Origin of the sequence: Flavobacterium sp. (genome assembly GCF_020217025.1) — a bacterium.
In the GTDB taxonomy this organism is placed as follows: domain Bacteria; phylum Bacteroidota; class Bacteroidia; order Flavobacteriales; family Flavobacteriaceae; genus Flavobacterium.
The window spans coordinates 1-16,774 of the sequence record NZ_JAIWOF010000085.1 but is presented as its reverse complement, the minus strand read 5'-3'; the positions used below and the strand labels follow the sequence as shown (position 1 = coordinate 16,774).

At 31.9% G+C, this 16,774-nt stretch carries 14 protein-coding genes and 1 pseudogene; 9 read left to right on the top strand and 6 right to left on the bottom strand.

All coding sequences use genetic code 11. The features are described from left to right. Window positions 1–88 precede the first annotated feature (88 nt). The gene (locus tag LDL23_RS04155; protein WP_291264581.1) at window positions 89–415 is read left to right on the top strand and encodes a glutamate synthase-related protein; all 327 of its coding nucleotides are present in this window, start codon (window positions 89–91) and stop codon (window positions 413–415) included. Between the two features lie 6 nt (window positions 416–421). Continuing rightward, a complete protein-coding gene (locus LDL23_RS04150; RefSeq protein ID WP_291264580.1) occupies window positions 422–796 on the top strand; it encodes a GreA/GreB family elongation factor in 375 nt (124 codons plus the stop codon). 28 nt (window positions 797–824) lie between these two features. Here LDL23_RS04150 and LDL23_RS04145 read toward each other — a convergent pair whose 3' ends face one another. The 4 genes from LDL23_RS04145 to LDL23_RS04130 all read right to left on the bottom strand — a co-directional run bounded on the left by LDL23_RS04145 (window position 825) and on the right by LDL23_RS04130 (window position 3,494). Further along, a complete protein-coding gene (locus LDL23_RS04145; RefSeq protein ID WP_291264579.1) occupies window positions 825–1,172 on the bottom strand; it encodes a hypothetical protein in 348 nt (115 codons plus the stop codon). A 7-nt stretch (window positions 1,173–1,179) separates the two neighbouring features. Then, window positions 1,180–1,683 (bottom strand): hypothetical protein, encoded by a 504-nt coding sequence (locus LDL23_RS04140; protein WP_291264578.1) that lies wholly within the window; start codon window positions 1,681–1,683, stop codon window positions 1,180–1,182. Between the two features lie 21 nt (window positions 1,684–1,704). After that, window positions 1,705–2,466 (bottom strand): hypothetical protein, encoded by a 762-nt coding sequence (locus LDL23_RS04135; protein WP_291264577.1) that lies wholly within the window; start codon window positions 2,464–2,466, stop codon window positions 1,705–1,707. A gap of 95 nt (window positions 2,467–2,561) precedes the next feature. After that, window positions 2,562–3,494 (bottom strand): peptidylprolyl isomerase, encoded by a 933-nt coding sequence (locus tag LDL23_RS04130; RefSeq protein ID WP_291264576.1) that lies wholly within the window; start codon window positions 3,492–3,494, stop codon window positions 2,562–2,564. 167 nt (window positions 3,495–3,661) lie between these two features. On the opposite strand from LDL23_RS04130, the gene LDL23_RS04125 reads away from it, so the two are divergent. From LDL23_RS04125 to rplS, 4 genes are all read left to right on the top strand, one after another. Next, entirely contained in the window at window positions 3,662–4,381 is a 720-nt protein-coding gene (locus LDL23_RS04125) for a 3-ketoacyl-ACP reductase (RefSeq protein ID WP_291264575.1), read from the top strand. A 180-nt stretch (window positions 4,382–4,561) separates the two neighbouring features. Beyond that, window positions 4,562–5,359, top strand: a complete 798-nt coding sequence (locus tag LDL23_RS04120; RefSeq protein WP_291264574.1) for a bifunctional 2-polyprenyl-6-hydroxyphenol methylase/3-demethylubiquinol 3-O-methyltransferase UbiG — start codon at window positions 4,562–4,564, stop codon at window positions 5,357–5,359. Between the two features lie 17 nt (window positions 5,360–5,376). Then, complete coding sequence (trmD, locus tag LDL23_RS04115) at window positions 5,377–6,054, top strand: tRNA (guanosine(37)-N1)-methyltransferase TrmD (protein ID WP_291264573.1); 678 nt, start codon at window positions 5,377–5,379, stop codon at window positions 6,052–6,054. Window positions 6,055–6,192: 138 nt separating this feature from the next. Then, window positions 6,193–6,549, top strand: a complete 357-nt coding sequence (rplS, locus tag LDL23_RS04110) for a 50S ribosomal protein L19 (RefSeq protein WP_026725064.1) — start codon at window positions 6,193–6,195, stop codon at window positions 6,547–6,549. 197 nt (window positions 6,550–6,746) lie between these two features. Here the strand turns inward: rplS and LDL23_RS04105 are convergent, their stop codons facing one another. Beyond that, window positions 6,747–10,955, bottom strand: coding sequence for a CARDB domain-containing protein (locus LDL23_RS04105; RefSeq protein WP_291264572.1), 4,209 nt, complete (start codon window positions 10,953–10,955; stop codon window positions 6,747–6,749). Between the two features lie 196 nt (window positions 10,956–11,151). Here LDL23_RS04105 and LDL23_RS04100 point away from each other — a divergent pair, with 196 nt between their 5' ends. Further along, window positions 11,152–13,374: an NADP-dependent isocitrate dehydrogenase gene (locus tag LDL23_RS04100; RefSeq protein ID WP_291264582.1), complete on the top strand. Its 2,223-nt coding sequence runs from the start codon at window positions 11,152–11,154 to the stop codon at window positions 13,372–13,374. 51 nt (window positions 13,375–13,425) lie between these two features. On the opposite strand, the gene LDL23_RS04095 is transcribed toward LDL23_RS04100, so the two are convergent. After that, on the bottom strand, window positions 13,426–14,088 hold the full coding sequence (locus LDL23_RS04095) for a hypothetical protein (protein WP_291264571.1): 663 nt from the start codon (window positions 14,086–14,088) through the stop codon (window positions 13,426–13,428). Window positions 14,089–14,209: 121 nt separating this feature from the next. Between LDL23_RS04095 and LDL23_RS04090 the strand changes: the two genes are divergently transcribed. Both LDL23_RS04090 and LDL23_RS04085 read left to right on the top strand, forming a co-directional pair. Beyond that, window positions 14,210–16,582, top strand: coding sequence for a TonB-dependent receptor (locus LDL23_RS04090; RefSeq protein WP_291264570.1), 2,373 nt, complete (start codon window positions 14,210–14,212; stop codon window positions 16,580–16,582). Between the two features lie 4 nt (window positions 16,583–16,586). After that, window positions 16,587–16,774: pseudogene (locus LDL23_RS04085) on the top strand (DUF4249 domain-containing protein); the annotation flags it as partial.

The window sequence follows — 16,774 nt, the reverse complement described above, 5'->3', positions numbered from 1 at the left end:
AATGACAAGATTTAGCTTTTATCTTTCTCTTTCTTCTGTTGAAATAAATTTATAAAATTTTCAAAGAACTTCCTTTTGCAAACATAGGATGATGTTTGCCTTAGGTTGTATTCAAGCCTTACAATGCGATAGCGGAAAATGTCCTGTGGGGATTGCAACGCAAGACAAATCACTTTACAAAGGTTTAGATATCACCGATAAACGCGTTCGTGTAGCGAATTTTCATAAAAATACTTTGAAAGCGGTAGCGGAATTCATTGGAGCTTGTGGATTTGAATCGCCCGACCAGATAACGCCAGATACATTCTTTAGAAGGGTAAATTACAATACCAATTTAAACTTCAAGGATATTTATTTTACAAATCCAGAAACCAAAAGCAAAACATTAGATAAAGAAACAATATTCTTAAATTAAAGTAATATGAAACCAATACCAAACTTTACAAAACATGATTTTAATCTTTTAACCGAAATGATTAAAAGTAATATTAATGTTTCCAATTCAAAAGATCTATTACTCTTAAAACAAGAATTGGAACGAGGTACCATTCACAAAGAGGAAGATGTGACAGAAAAATTCATCAAAATCAATTCCAATGTAATCATTGAAGATTTAGAAACGAAAAGAGAAATGAAATTTCAAATCGTATTGCCTTCAATGGCAAACATTAAAGAACAAAAAGTTTCTGTTTTAGCTACTTTAAGTATTGCTGTAATTGGATTTAAAGAAAACGACGAAATCGAATGGGATTTACCAGGCGGAAAGAAAATGCTAAAGATTAAATTGATTGATTAAATAAAAACACCCTATTGCGGTGTTTTTTTTATTTAAACAAATCAACTAAAAATATAATTAGAATAAGTAACCCAACCGCTAATAAATAAACTAAAAAATGAAATTTTTGAACTTTTCTTTCTTCTCTATAATCTGACATTAAAATAGTTTCAGTACTGGCTATAATTTCGTTATCAATAAGGAGTTTATCAATAATAACTCTGTCTTTATCTAACAAAAAGAATAGAGTTCCATCACTAATATCAGAGTTTTCATTACTATTATGATAGAAATCTATATTATTTTCAAGCAACAAATTTTCAAAAAGGATATAATCTTTAAATAAAACATTGAGCTTGAAATGATCTTGAAATTTTACTTCTGGTGAATTTGCCATAAATCAATTATTTCTTCTCCAAAATCACCTCAATAGGATTATTACTTCTTGGTCCGAAAGTTCTGGCTTGACGTTCGTTTTCACTCGAACACAAAATATACATATTAAAAGCTTGCAATTGCACTAATTGTTCTTTGTATTTACCTTTAATATCTTGGATTTTAATATAAAATTCTTCCGCAGGAAAGGTATTTGTTACAGAAAGTAAATACGTATCGCCTGAATATGGAAAAAACCATTTTTCGTGTTCGTTTGGCTTACTAATTAAGTGATTTCTAGTAAAAACTAAAGCTTGATTGCCGTATTTCCAACTGTATTTATTATTCTCGTTGATGATTTCTATTCCTTTTTCGTTGACCAACGTAATTTTCAAATCGGCAATATTATCTGATTTTCCTTCTTCATGAACTTTTACTACTAAATAAGAGGTAAAATCAAAGCCACAATGCGGCACTTGTCCGAAAGAGAACAAAGAGAAAAGAAGAAAGAAAAAAGATAATTTGGTTTTCATATTTAAGAACTTAAAATTTATTTAATCTTTAAAGTAAAATTTATTAACTGTACCGTATGATATTCCAAGTTCAGAAACTATACTTCCTCTTTTCATACCTTCTTTTTTTAATTCCTTAATTCTAACTCCTAGTTCTTTATCAATTTTGTCTTTAATAATAGTATTATACAAAACCTCCGACTCTCTCAAAATTAAACCTTTGTTTTTAAGAACAAATTCTTTTGGAAATTTTTCATTCTCTAAATATTTTTCAATATACGAAAACCTTAATTCTTTTCTTTTTAAGTTGTGATAATTTGAATCAGATTCTAAAAATGTAATTATTTTATTAACAATTCCCTTATCATTATTTTTAACTTCTTCTAATGATTCGATGTATGAATCAGATATTGAATCACTTAGTTGTGAGATAAAATTTTCATAAATTTGATTCCAATCAGACTCTAATTTTAACAAATAATAAACTCCTTCAAATTTAAAATATAATGAAATTAATGAAATTTCATTATTATGTAGTTTTAGATTACGAATATCATCATCATATTTGATTATATTCTTATCTTCAACATTATTAATCAACAAATTAATTTCATTTAATTCAGTTTGAATTATAAGGATTTTTATATTAAGTTTTTTAAGAATAATTAAAAAATCTCTATGTGACAAACCAAGTTCAAATTCAATTATATCAGATTTTAAATCTAAATTTTCAGCATTAAAAAAAACAATATTTTCTTTATCACAAAAATCTTTTATATCTTCAACTATTCTCTCCAATTCCATCTCTATTATTTTCTAAAGTTTATCAAAAATAAACAAAAAAATCCCAAGACAAGGTCTCAGGATTTCTTTTAATATACTTTTTATTTTGGACTTTATTATTTCACATCCATTAATTCCACATCAAAAACTAAAGTTGCATCTGGTGGAATTACTCCTCCAGCTCCTCTTGAACCGTATCCTAAGTAAGAAGGAATCACAAAACGTGCTTTGTCTCCTACTTTCAATAAAGCAATTCCTTCGTCCCAACCTTCGATAACTTGACCAACACCTAAAGTGAAATCAATTGGTTGTTTTCTTTTGTATGAAGAATCAAAAACTTGTCCGTTTTCCAAAGCTCCTTGATAATGAACGGATACTTTTTTACCTTTTTCAGCTTGTTTACCAGTTCCTTTTTGGATGATTTGGTAACGTAAACCACTTTCAGTCTTTTGAAAACCAGCAGCTAATTTTTCCAAAGCTTCCTCTGCCATTTTTTTTTGCTCAGCAATTCTTTTCTCTCTTGAACCTTCAAATATTCTGAAAGCTTCAATAGCATTCCATTTTTGAGCTTCTTCTCCTACTCTTACAATTTCTAATGAATCAATTGTATCTCCTTGTGCAATAGCATCCACTACATCTTGTCCTTCAACAACGTGACCAAAAACTGTGTGTTTTCCGTCTAACCAAGCCGTTTCAATGTGTGTAATGAAGAATTGAGAACCATTAGTTCCAGGTCCAGCATTAGCCATTGATAAAACGCCAGGTCCATCGTGACGTAAAGTTGGGTGAAACTCATCATCAAAGTTGTAACCAGGACCACCTGTTCCTTGCCCTTGAGGACAACCACCTTGTATCATAAAATCAGGAATTACACGGTGAAATTTTAATCCGTCGTAATATGGTTTTCCCATTGGACGTGCTGAATTTTCTAATTGTCCTTCTGCTAATCCTACGAAATTTCCAACCGTTCCTGGTGTTAAATCGTGTGTTAATTTTACTAAAATAGTACCTCTTGAAGTATTGAATTTAGCGTATATTCCGTTTTCCATTTTCTATTTATTAAATTAAAGTGCAAAACTACAAAAATATTACGAACCTATCAATTAAGATATGCTACTCCATAATCGCTTCACGAATTTAAACAATCTTTAACATCATATAAAACAAGTAAAATATCTTTATGTAGTAAATTTGTGGTCTAAAATCATGAAAAAGAATGGAAAATTTAAAAGGTAAAAAAGCCATCATAACAGGCGGTAGTAGAGGTTTAGGAAAAGCTACAGCCATAGCATTTGCAAATCAAGGAATTGATGTTGCCATAACAGGAAGAAATGAAGCGAATTTAAAAGAAACTGTTGCCGAATTAAAAGCATTGGGTGTAAACGCTACGTATGCGGCTTTTGACATCGGTAATTATGACGAAGTAAAAAAAGGAATTCAAGAAATCATGAATACTTTTAATACTGTCGATATTTTAGTAAACAATGCAGGAATTGCAGCTTTTGGAAGCTTTTTAGAAATGGATGTGAACCAGTGGCAATCGATAATTCAAACGAATGTGATGGGAATGTACTACGTAACTAAAGAAGTTTTACCTTATTTAATTGCTAACAACCAAGGCGATATTTTCAACGTTTCGTCTACTGCTGGATTAACCGGAAACCCAAATACTTCTGCGTATTCTGCTTCAAAATTCGCTGTAATCGGAATGTCAGAATCGTTAATGAAAGAAGTACGAAAGAACAACATCAGAGTTTGTACATTAACTCCAAGCACAATTGCTTCTGATATGTCGATTCAATTAGGAATTGCAAGCAAAGACTCCACAGAAACCGTATTACAACCTGAAGATTTTGCTGAACTAATTGTTAGTGCATTACAACTTCCTAGAAGAGCTTTATTGAAAAATGCTTCTTTGTGGTCTACAAATCCATAAAATCAATAAAATCTAATCTAAAAGCGATGTTACTTCTTTAAAACATCGCTTTTTTGTTTTTAAACCACTATTCATTACCTTTAATGCTTCAAAATCGATCATAAGAATCGATACTGTAAATGTTGTATCTAAATTAATGCGAAGTCCATTTGGGGCTTCGATAAACAAATAACGATTCATATGCAAGCTAATGATTACCTAAATATCAACAAACTGACTTGGAACAATAAAGTAGAGGTTCATGTGAACTCTGATTTCTATGACATGGAAGGTTTTCTAAAAGGAAAATCGACTTTAAACAGCATCGAATTAGATTTACTTGGTGACGTAAAAGGAAAAAAGATTTTGCATTTACAATGTCATTTTGGTCAAGACACTATGACTTTAGCTAGAATGGGTGCCAAAGCTACTGGAATCGATTTATCCGACAAGGCAATTGAAAAAGCGAAAGAAATCAACAATAAATTGAATTTAGATGCTACCTTCATTTGTTGTGATATTTATGATTTACCAAATCATTTAGACGAAAAATTCGATATTGTTTTTACCAGTTATGGCACAATTGGTTGGTTTCCTGATTTAGATAAATGGGCTAAAATAGTTTCGCATTTCTTAAAACCAGATGGAAAATTTGTCTTTGCCGAATTTCATCCTGTGGTTTGGATGTTTGATAATGATTTTAAGAAAGTTTTCTATAATTATTTCAATGTCGAACCTATTTTAGAAGAAGAATCTGGAACTTACGCCGATAAAGAAGCTTCTCTTCAAGCCACAACCATCACTTGGAATCATCCGATTTCAGAAGTCTTAAACGTTTTGATTTCAAATGGATTGGAAATTAATTGTTTTAACGAATTTGATTATTCTCCTTACAATTGTTTCAATCAAACCGAAGAATTTGAACCAAATAAGTTCCGAATCAAACATTTAGAAAACAAAATTCCAATGGTGTATTCGCTTTCGGCAACTAAAAAATAATCTACTATCTTTGCACCATGCGAATTGATATTATTACCGTTTTACCCGAATTAATGCGAAGTCCGTTTGAGGCTTCCATCATGAAACGCGCCATTCAGAAAGGATTGGTCGAAGTCCATTTTCACAACCTTAGAGATTACACTACGAATAAACAACGAAGTGTAGACGATTATCAATTTGGTGGTGGTGCTGGTATGGTAATGATGGTACAACCAATCGACGATTGTATTTCGAAACTAAAAAGCGAAAGAACGTACGACGAAATCATCTACATGACGCCAGATGGTGAAACGCTAAATCAAAAAATGGCAAACTCCATTTCGATGTACGAAAACATCATGCTTTTGTGCGGCCATTATAAAGGTGTTGACCAACGTGTTCGCGATATGCACATTACACGAGAAATTTCGATTGGTGATTATGTATTGAGCGGTGGCGAAATTGGTGCTATTGTATTTTGTGACGCGATTATCAGATTAATTCCAGGTGTTTTGAGTGATGAAACTTCGGCTTTGACGGATAGTTTTCAAGATAATTTATTGTCACCTCCTATTTACACACGTCCTGCCGAATACAAAGGATTAAAAGTTCCTGAAGTATTATTGAGTGGCAACTTCGGAAAAATAGAAAAATGGCGTGAAGAAATGGCGTATGAACATACCAAAAACAGAAGACCTGATTTATTAGAAGAATAAAATTAGTCGTTCAATACAAATTATGATGAATCATTTGTTGATTTATTAAAATAATTTCATAAATTTGCACCCACTTTGAACCAACCTCTGGCGATAGACGTGTATGTTGCTTTGAATCAAACTTTTATAATTAAAACTATGTCAAATTTAGTTGATTTCGTAAATAACGAATTAGTTGCGAAAAATGATTTCCCTGAGTTTGGTGCTGGTGATACAATCACTGTGTACTACGAAATTAAAGAGGGTGAAAAAACTAGAACTCAGTTCTTCAAAGGAGTTGTAATCCAAAGAAGAGGAGCTGGAGCTACTGAAACTTTTACAATTCGTAAAATGTCTGGTGCTGTTGGTGTTGAGCGTATCTTCCCAGTTAACATGCCAGCTTTACAAAAAATTGAAGTAAACCAAAGAGGTAAAGTACGTAGAGCTCGTATCTTCTACTTTAGAGATCTTACTGGTAAAAAAGCAAAAATCAAAGAAAGAAGATACAAAAACTAATTTGTACTTTCTCAAGTATAAAAAGCCACAACATTGTTGTGGCTTTTTTTATGTCTTTTATACTATTATAATAACTTCAAACGAATTGTATTAATAGCTAATCTAACATTTTTACATGAAAATAAAATTCAACTAACAATAGTTATTACAAAAAAAGCCTTGATAGTTCAAGGCTTTTTTGTAATAACTCGTTCTAATTATTTCTTTACTACTTTAAATCGCTTAACACCTTCTTCCGATTTAACAGTTACAAAGTAAACGCCAGCACTTAAACCTGACATATTCATACCAAAATCAGCAGCATTTGGAAGTTCGGTCATCAATAATCGCCCAGAAACATTATAAACTTCAATTTTAGTCAAAAGATTTTCTGTCAGAGACTTAATATTTAAAACATCAGTAACCGGATTTGGATAATAGTTTAGACCTATTTGATTAAAATCATTTACTCCTAAAGTATCATTATAAAGTTCAAAGTCATCAACATAAAAAGTTGTTGGTATATTATCATTCATAATACCATTTGTTGCCCAAAAAGCAAAACGGACATGTCCCGAACTTGGCAAGTAATCAAAATTTACCATTTGACCTAAGTTCGAAATCGGTGTATAGCTATTCCATTCTTGGAAAAAAGACCAAGTTAACCCATTATTAGTAGAATAATAAAGAACAACTCTATCATCAGCATCCATAGTTGCTGCATTAGTATTTCCTACTTGTGTGAGTGCAATTCTAAATTTTAACTTATTATCGGCAATCATTTGAAATTTAGGTGAAATCATCCAAACGCCTTCTGTATCACCTGAACCAATAATATCAATTTTAGCAGATTTATTGTTTAGCACATTGGCAAAATTATCAACAATCTCCCAATTCATACTTCCAGATCTTTCGGTTAAAATTGTAAGATCATTATCCGTAATTTCCCAACAAGTCTGATCAAACATTTCAAAGTTAAACACATAAGGAGCTTCTTCTAAACAACTAAATCCATCAACTGCTGTTTCATCACCAATAACAAAATTATCCAATCTAAAACCCCTGTTAGCATCCGCTGAACTAGCCACATTACTATAATACTTGAATCGGAAAACAACATTTGAAAGATTTTGAAGAAAAGAAATATCCATCTTCGCTGTCATAATTTTACCAGATAAATCAAACCAACCCGGCTCATTGTTTAATTCAGACATCGTCTGATAATTAGGATACCAGTTTACAGACGGACCACTTGCTGTTGTAATAAGATTCCACGTTGCACCTCCATCAGTTGAATATTCCATATTACCCCCATTATAATACGATCTTCCTATACACATATAATCAAAAGCCATAAACAACGGTTGAGTCTGTCCTGAAAAATCAAAAACAGGGCTTTGAATGTAATATAACGGCGTTAAAAAAGTCTGCCATGAACCGTAAGGGACGTATTCTGTTCTTAAAACTCCATCATAAATACGTCTGTATAAATTCTCTTCGATTGCTTGTGGAATTTTTGTAACTGTTCGGTAATTATCTAAAAACTGTGAATATCGATCCTCATAAGAATATCCATGCCAACCATTTATAACAGCCCCTTCAAAATTCTCTTGATAAGGAAAAACATTTACTCCGCTTAGTTTTAAATCCCAATAACCTACATTATTTGTTTCAATTGATTCAGGATTAAGATTGTCTCCATCTATTACATAAAGCAAATAAGAGTACGAACTAAAGTTTACTGGGACTGCATATTCCAAACTCATATGATGTTTGAATTCAGGACGAACTTGTGGAATTTGAGAAACTCCCAATGGATAATCACCAGCATCTAAGTTAGGATCCGAAGACAAATAAAACTTAATATCTGTAGCATTACTTATATAATTACCATTATTCTTAATATCAATAGAAAAATTGATATAATTCGACAATGAACTGACATACATATCTTTACTGTAAGGCACTGTTAAATCAATTCTTGCTTCGGAAATTGAAAAATTATCCAACAAAAAACCCTCACTCGCATAATCTGGATAATTATTATTTGCATTATCAAACTTGGTAACATTAAATCTAAACCTGATATTTTCATAGTCTTTAAGTTGAGGAATATTAATAGCATAATGTGTATTCCTATCAACATCTCTAGAATTATAATCTAATTGCGTACTCAAAACACTTTCATTACTGTTAAACATAAGCTCAGTATTAAATTGCATATAATTAACATCTAAACCAGAATTTTCGTCATACTTCATCGATTTTGACCATTTAGTATAAGATTCATTTATTGGCATAAGAACTTGCCAAGTAGTACCATTATCTATAGAGTAACTTAAATTAATCGCTCCTGTTCTGTAATTTCTTGCATGAGTATCCATATCGAACTCTAATACAGGATTAACACTTTGTGATAAATCAAAAACTGGTGTATAAAGGTGCATTCTACTTAAACTAGAAAGATTTCCATTTGCATTAGTAATCCATGCCTTAGTTCCAGAAAATGCAGTACTTAAATTTTGACCATTAGGAATAGCTAAAGCCCAATCGTCATTTCCTAAACTTTTATCATGGTTCCAATGATAAGCATGTGTTTCAAAATCATTGAAATACGGAAAATCTTGAGTTGGAGTTTGCTCAATTTTAATAAAACCAACATTATTAGTCTCAAAAATCTCATCAACCTGATTTCCCGAATCTAAACTATAAATGATATAATAGTCACCTGCTTGTTGGGTTGGTTTAGTAAATGTAAATTGTTCCCACTGACCGGTTTCTGCTATTACATCTGTATACGTCTTCTGTCCTAATAAAACATCAGAAGCATCAAGATTCTGGTCGTTAGACCAATAAAAAGATGTAGAAGAAACCCCTGTATTTATTTTTCCACTATTGGTGAGATAATATTTGATTTCACCTGAAGATTGCTGAGAAGGAGTAAATCTATTATTAAAATCAATTCTTTCAATTGTTAAATCAGCTTTTGCAGGACCAATATATAAATCATCAAAAATAATACCTTCAGGTTTTAAATAATTTGTTTGGAATGTTATTCGAAATCGAATGTTCTGTGAGGAAGCCATTGCTGCAGGTATTGGAATATTTACAAATTCCCACTCGTCAGAAGAATTTTCTGGAATTGTGTAAAAATCCTGCCAATAATCTCCACATCCTGAAATATATTGTACTTTATAGAAATTATCATAATACCCAACACTATTATCATAATGATCTTTAAACCAAAAACTTAAATACAACTGATCAGTTAAGGAACTTAAATTAAAATAAGAAGACTCTACCCATTGATTTGTATACTCTGGTATATTTTCATTGACTGTTCCGCTTGTGTGCCATGCATAAGTACCCGAATGTGTCCCTTCTATATGATGTCTAGTTCCTTCACCAAGCCCCCAAATCATAGGAACTGTACTTGCTGGATGCTGTGTAGCTTTCCAATTTTGATGATTTGATTCGAAATCATCAAAAAAAGGAAGACTGTAAATTGGTTTCACTATTAATGGTGCATATGACACATTATCAGATTCATTATTCTCATTAACTGTATTATTAAAATCGTGAACATACAAAATATAATATTGTCCAGGATTTAAAGAAGATGGTGTTGGAATAATCTTTTCCCAGCTCGAAACAGTTCCCGCTATATTTGAAGCTTTTTCATCTAAATATGTATCCCCTGCATCCAAAACCGTATCTGTAGACAAATAATATTTTGTAGTTACATTAAAATAGGCTGTATACTGATTATTAAAATTAAGTGAACTAATAACTTTAATTTCAGGACAAAGCGGTGAAATCTCAATAGTATTACCTTGAGAAGCCCAAATATTATAATATTCTGGTGCAATAGAAAAATCATCAATAACCCAACCAAAACCATTGCAATAAGAATTCGTAACAAAACGAAATCTAAATTTCACATTTGTATTACCTTGTAAAGAAGAAAGGTCAATCGCCGAAACATTGCTATAACCAGATGATGAATAGGAAAAACCACTACCTGATTGCCAATATTTTTTTAAGGTTGTCGTGGGATTTAACAATTGCCAGGTTGTGCCATTATTAATAGAGTAATCCAAATAAAAATTAGATGAATTTATATTACTTGTATGCTTAAAAGAAAGTACGTAAGGAAGCCCTGCATTCGTCAAATCAAACGATGGCGATTCCAAAACCCTAACAGAACTAGTTGATGGCGTGCCTCGAAGTTTAGTTTCCCAAGCTAAATTATTAAGATTGGTTTCTAAAGAAGCTAAACCATGTTCCCAATCATCAGTTCCAGAAACTGCATAATGATTCCAGCCTGTTAAGGCATTTACATTATTAAAATTATTTACATAAGGAAGCGTTTCTTGCGAATAGGAACAAGCCCCAATAAATAGCAAAAGGAGTAAAATTCTTTTCATCTTAATTGAATATAACTTTATATGTTAGCAAAAGTAATTATATTTAATTTATTTGTAATATTTTACAAACAAATATCTCAGACATTTTTTATTGAATTTTATTCAAGATTTAAGCAAATTCGCCCCATTATTTCTTTCAAATTTCCTATATTTGGCAGATTTTACAAATTATATTCAAAACAAACACATAACATCCATGTCCAACCAATCTAAAATAATGTATACCATTACGGATGAGGCGCCAATGTTGGCAACGCATTCGTTTTTACCCATTGTAAAAGCCTTCACTAAACCTGCTGACATTGCCATTGAAACTAGAGATATTTCTTTAGCAGGAAGAATTTTAGCCAACTTTCCAGAATTCTTAAAAGAAGACCAAAAAGTAGGTGACGCGCTTACCGAATTAGGTCAATTAGCAAATACTCCAGAGGCTAACATTATTAAATTACCAAACATTTCGGCTTCTGTAATTCAATTAAAAGAAGCAATTGCTGAATTACAATCTCAAGGATTTAATATTCCTAGCTACCCAGAAGAGCCACAAAACGATACTGAAAAGGAAATCAAAGCTAGATATGCTAAAGCTTTAGGTTCAGCTGTAAATCCTGTATTACGTGAAGGAAACTCGGACAGAAGAGCACCAAAAGCGGTTAAAAACTATGCAAAAGCGAATCCACATAAAATGGGAACTTGGGCTTCAGATAGCAAAACCGAAGTAGCTCACATGAATTCAGGTGACTTCTACGGAACTGAAAACTCTACAACCGTTGAAAAAGACGGAAAATTCAGAATCGTTTTCAATTCAAATAATGGTGCAACTACTGTTTTAAAAGATTTCGCTAATTTAAAAGCGGGTGAAGTTATTGATAGTTCGGTAATGAACTTAAATGCTTTAAAACAATTCGCTAAAGCAACAATTGCTGATGCGAAAGCGAAAAACGTAATGCTTTCTGCGCATTTAAAAGCAACGATGATGAAGGTTTCGGATCCAATTATTTTTGGAGCTATCGTTGAAACGTTCTTTGCTGATGTGTATACAAAATATGATGATTTATTCAAATCATTAGATATTAATCCAAATAACGGATTACAAGATTTATACAACAAAATTGCAGGAATTCCACAAGAAGCGGAAATCAAACAAGCCATTGCTGATGCTTTAGCTAACGGACCACGTGTAGCTATGGTAAATTCAGAAAAAGGAATTACGAATTTCCACGTTTCTTCTGACGTAATTGTAGATGCTTCTATGGCTGCTTTAGCGCGTAGTGGTGGAAAAATGTGGAATGCAGAAGGAAAAGAAGAAGATACTATCGCAATTATTCCAGACCGTGCTTATGCAGGTTTCTACTCAGCTTGTATTGACGAAATGAAAGAAAATGGTGCTTTAGATCCTAAAACAATTGGTTCGGTTCCAAATGTTGGATTAATGGCTCAAAAAGCAGAAGAATATGGTTCTCACGATAAAACTTTCCAACTAAAAGAAAACGGAACAGTTAACGTGGAAGACGAAAACGGAAACGTTTTATTATCTCAAAAAGTAGAAGCAGGTGACATTTTTAGAATGTGTCAGGTAAAAGATGCTCCTATTCAGGATTGGGTAAAATTAGCAGTTAACAGAGCAAGATTATCAGACACTCCAGCTATTTTCTGGTTAGATAAAGGAAGAGCGCACGATAGAGAAATCATCAAAAAAGTAGAGAAATACTTAAAAGATTACGATACAACGGGCTTAGACATTCGCATTATGGATGTTAAAGATGCCATGAAAGAAACTTTAAGAATCATCCGTCAAGGAAAAGACGTAATTTCAGTTTCTGGAAACGTATTGCGTGATTACTTAACGGATTTATTCCCAATTTTAGAATTAGGAACTTCGGCTAAAATGTTATCAATCGTTCCTTTAATGAACGGTGGTGGATTGTTCGAAACTGGTGCTGGTGGTTCAGCTCCAAAACACGTTGAACAATTTATTGAAGAAGGTTATTTACGTTGGGATTCATTAGGTGAATTCTTAGCTTTACAAGCTTCTTTAGAGCATTTAGCACAAACACAAAACAATGCAAAAGCACAAGTTTTAGCAGACACTTTAGACGAAGCCAACGCAAAATTCTTAGCAGAAGACAAATCGCCAGCAAGAAAAGTGGGTGGAATTGATAACAGAGGTTCACATTTCTATTTAGCTTATTATTGGGCACAAGCTTTAGCAAACCAAACTAAAGATACTGAATTAAAAGCAACATTCGCTCCTATTGCAGAAGCAATGACAGCAAATGAAGCAAAAATCGATGCAGAATTAATTTCAGCTCAAGGTAAAGAACAAAAAATTGGTGGTTACTATCATCCAAGTTTTGAACTAACAGAAAAAGCAATGCGTCCAAGTGAAACATTAAATACTATCTTAGCTAAATTGAACTAAGATTTTTAAACTCAATAAAAAAAAGCGACTTAAAATTTAAGTCGCTTTTTTTTATTTCTTATCTATTGGCTTGACGTATTCAATAACAAATTTAGCTGCTACTCCAGTATTCAAATTCCAATCATTTGTAGTTATTAAATTATCATTTTCATCATAAATTGCAAAAGTAGCTGTGTTAGGACCTGCTAATCCTTGATTTAGCGCCACAATATCAATATTATTATCTCCTTCTCTTAATTCAATCAAACTCGTTTTAAAATCAGAATCTAAATAAATTACATTAAAAGCTGTAACTTCATTTAAAAGAATTCTAACCTTATCTCCATCAGGATCCATATGATCTCTAGTCTTGATTTTTATGACATGTGTATTGACTTTAAACTTTCCAAAGAAAACATTTTCCCAGCTTCCTTGTTGCGTTTCTTTATTTAATTTATCCTTTACTTCATCTCCAGGATTCTTAAATTCACTTTTTTGAACCATGACACTTTCTTCCCCTTTTTTCTGATTCAATATTGAATAGCGCTTTAAGTAGCTATCATCTTTATCAAAAATACTTTTGTAAGGTAACGTTGTAGTATTTGATTCCGTATCCACTTTTGCAGGTTCATCCCAATTTAACTTCAGCTTTGAAGTTTTAAAAGGAGAATCTTTTTGAGCCAAAACCGACACAAATTGAAATAGAAAAAGTAAAACAAATAATTTGGTTTTCATTTGAACTGCATTGAAAGTGGTAAAATTAAAACAATTATTGATTTTTGATTACAAATTAACATTTGTTTTAAATTATTGCATATTTTTTTTGTGAAATTTGTAGTACAAAATTTATACCAAAATGGGGCTACAACTAAAACTTTATTGGATTTTATTCTTTTTTTCACTTTTGGGATTTGGACAAGAAAAAGTAACCCTAAGTGGTGTTATTTCTGATGCCAATAATAATGAAACTTTAATTGGTGTCTCCGTTTATGTTTCCGAATTAAATATTGGAGCATATACAAATGAATACGGCTTCTATTCCATTACTTTACCCAAAGGAAATTATACAATTCAAGTTAGTTATATTGGATTTGAAACCTATTCTGAAAAATTAGAAATCAATCAAAATGTAAAGAAAAACTTTAGTCTAAAAGAAAGTAAGCAAGAACTTAAAGAAGTTGTCATTACAGAAAACGCTTATAAAACCAATATCAAAAAACCGGAAATGAGCGTTAATAAACTAGCGATTAGTACCATCAAGCAAATGCCAGTTTTATTAGGTGAAGTTGATATTATTAAATCGCTTTTGTTTTTGCCAGGTGTTACAAATGCTGGAGAAGGCCAATCGGGTTTTAATGTTCGTGGTGGTGGAGCCGATCAAAATTTAGTACTTTTAGATGAAGCGACACTTTACAATACATCACACGTATTTGGTTTATTTTCGGTTTTTAATGCAGATGCTATTAAAGATTTAAAACTATATAAAGGAGGAATTCCAGCCCGTTTTGGAGGAAGAGCCTCTTCGGTTTTAGATGTGTATCAAAAAGACGGAAATAGCAATAAATTCAGCATGAATGGTGGAATTGGATTGATTTCCAGTCGCTTATTAGCAGAAGGTCCAATTGTAAAAGACAAAGGTTCTTTTCTTATCGCAGGAAGAGGTTCGTATGCCCATTTATTCTTGAAATTAACCGATAATAAAAACTCCGCTTACTTTTATGATTTGAACACCAAATTGAATTATAAAGTTAACGAAAATAACAACTTATATTTATCGGGTTATTTCGGACGCGACATCTTTAATTTAAATGAATCCTTCCGAAATATTTACGGAAATTCAACACTTAATGTGCGTTGGAATCACTTATTTTCCGATAAATTATTTTCTAACTTATCACTTATTTACAGCAATTATTTTTACGGATTGGATTTAGATTTCATAGGGTTTAATTGGGAATCTACTATTCAAAACTACAATTTGAAATACGATTTTAAATATTACGCTACTGAAAAAACAAAGTTCAATTTTGGAGCTAATGTTACCAAATTTGATATCAATCCCGGTACCATAAAACCATTGAATGAGGAATCTTCTATTAACTTCCGTCAATTGGATAAAAAATATGCTTTTGAAAATGCTTTATATGCCGATATCGAACATAATTTCACCGATAAACTTGCTATTATGGCAGGTGTTCGCTTTAGCAATTTTTACCGAGTAGGAGCTTCTACAGTAAACTATTACGACAACAATCAACCCGTTTTGTATGATGAAGAGTTGAAAATTTATGAAAAAGCAACTCCAACTTCTACAAAGTATTTTGGCTCAAATGAAAAAATAGCGGATTATTCGAACTTTGAACCTCGTTTTACAATATCCTATCAAATTGATAAAGATCAATCCATAAAAGCAGGTTATAACCGAATGGTTCAATATATGCAATTGGTTTCTAACACCGCATCTCCTACTCCATTAGATGTTTGGACACCCAGCGATAATTACATTAAACCTCAACTGGCTGACCAAGTTGCTATTGGTTACTTTAAAAATTTTAAAGATGGTGATTACACTTTAGAATTAGAAACTTACTACAAAAAAGTACAAAACCGAATCGATTATATTGATGGTGCCGATTTAATTGCCAACGAAGCAATAGAACAAGTATTATTAAACGGAAGAATGCGCTCCTATGGTTTAGAAATGATGATTAAAAAAAATGAAGGTAGATTAAACGGATGGATTTCGTATACTTTATCTAGATCAGAACAACAAACTCCAGGAAGAACACCAACTGAAATTGGCATCAACAATGGTGATTGGTATCGTTCTGCGTATGATAAAACCCATAATTTAGCAGTTACTGGAAGCTATAAATTAAATAAAAAATGGAGTTTTGGAGCTAATTTCACACTTCAATCTGGACAACCTGTAACTTATCCTTCAGGAAAATATGTTTTTCAAGGTGTAACCGTTCCAAGTTATAACTCTAGAAACGAAGACCGATTACCAGCTTATCACCGAATGGATGTTTCGGCAACTCTAACTCCTAAAAAATATGAAAACCGTAAATTTAAAGGAGAATGGGTTTTTGGAATTTATAACATCTATAGCCGCTATAATGCAGCTTCCATATCGTTTAGACAAAATTCAGAAACTGGTGCAAATGAAGCTGTAAAACTTTCTATTTTCGGAATTGTGCCTTCGGTTTCTTATAATTTTAAATTTTAATTTTATGAAAAATATTTTCCTATATACCGTTTTACTCGTTACAATGCTATTAAATAGTAGTTGTGAAAAAGTAGTAGATATTGAATTAAATAATTCAGACCCAAAATTGGTTATTGATGCCATCATCAAATGGGAGAAAGGAACAACTGGTGAAAGTCAAACCATAAAATTAAGTTTGACTAATGATTTTTA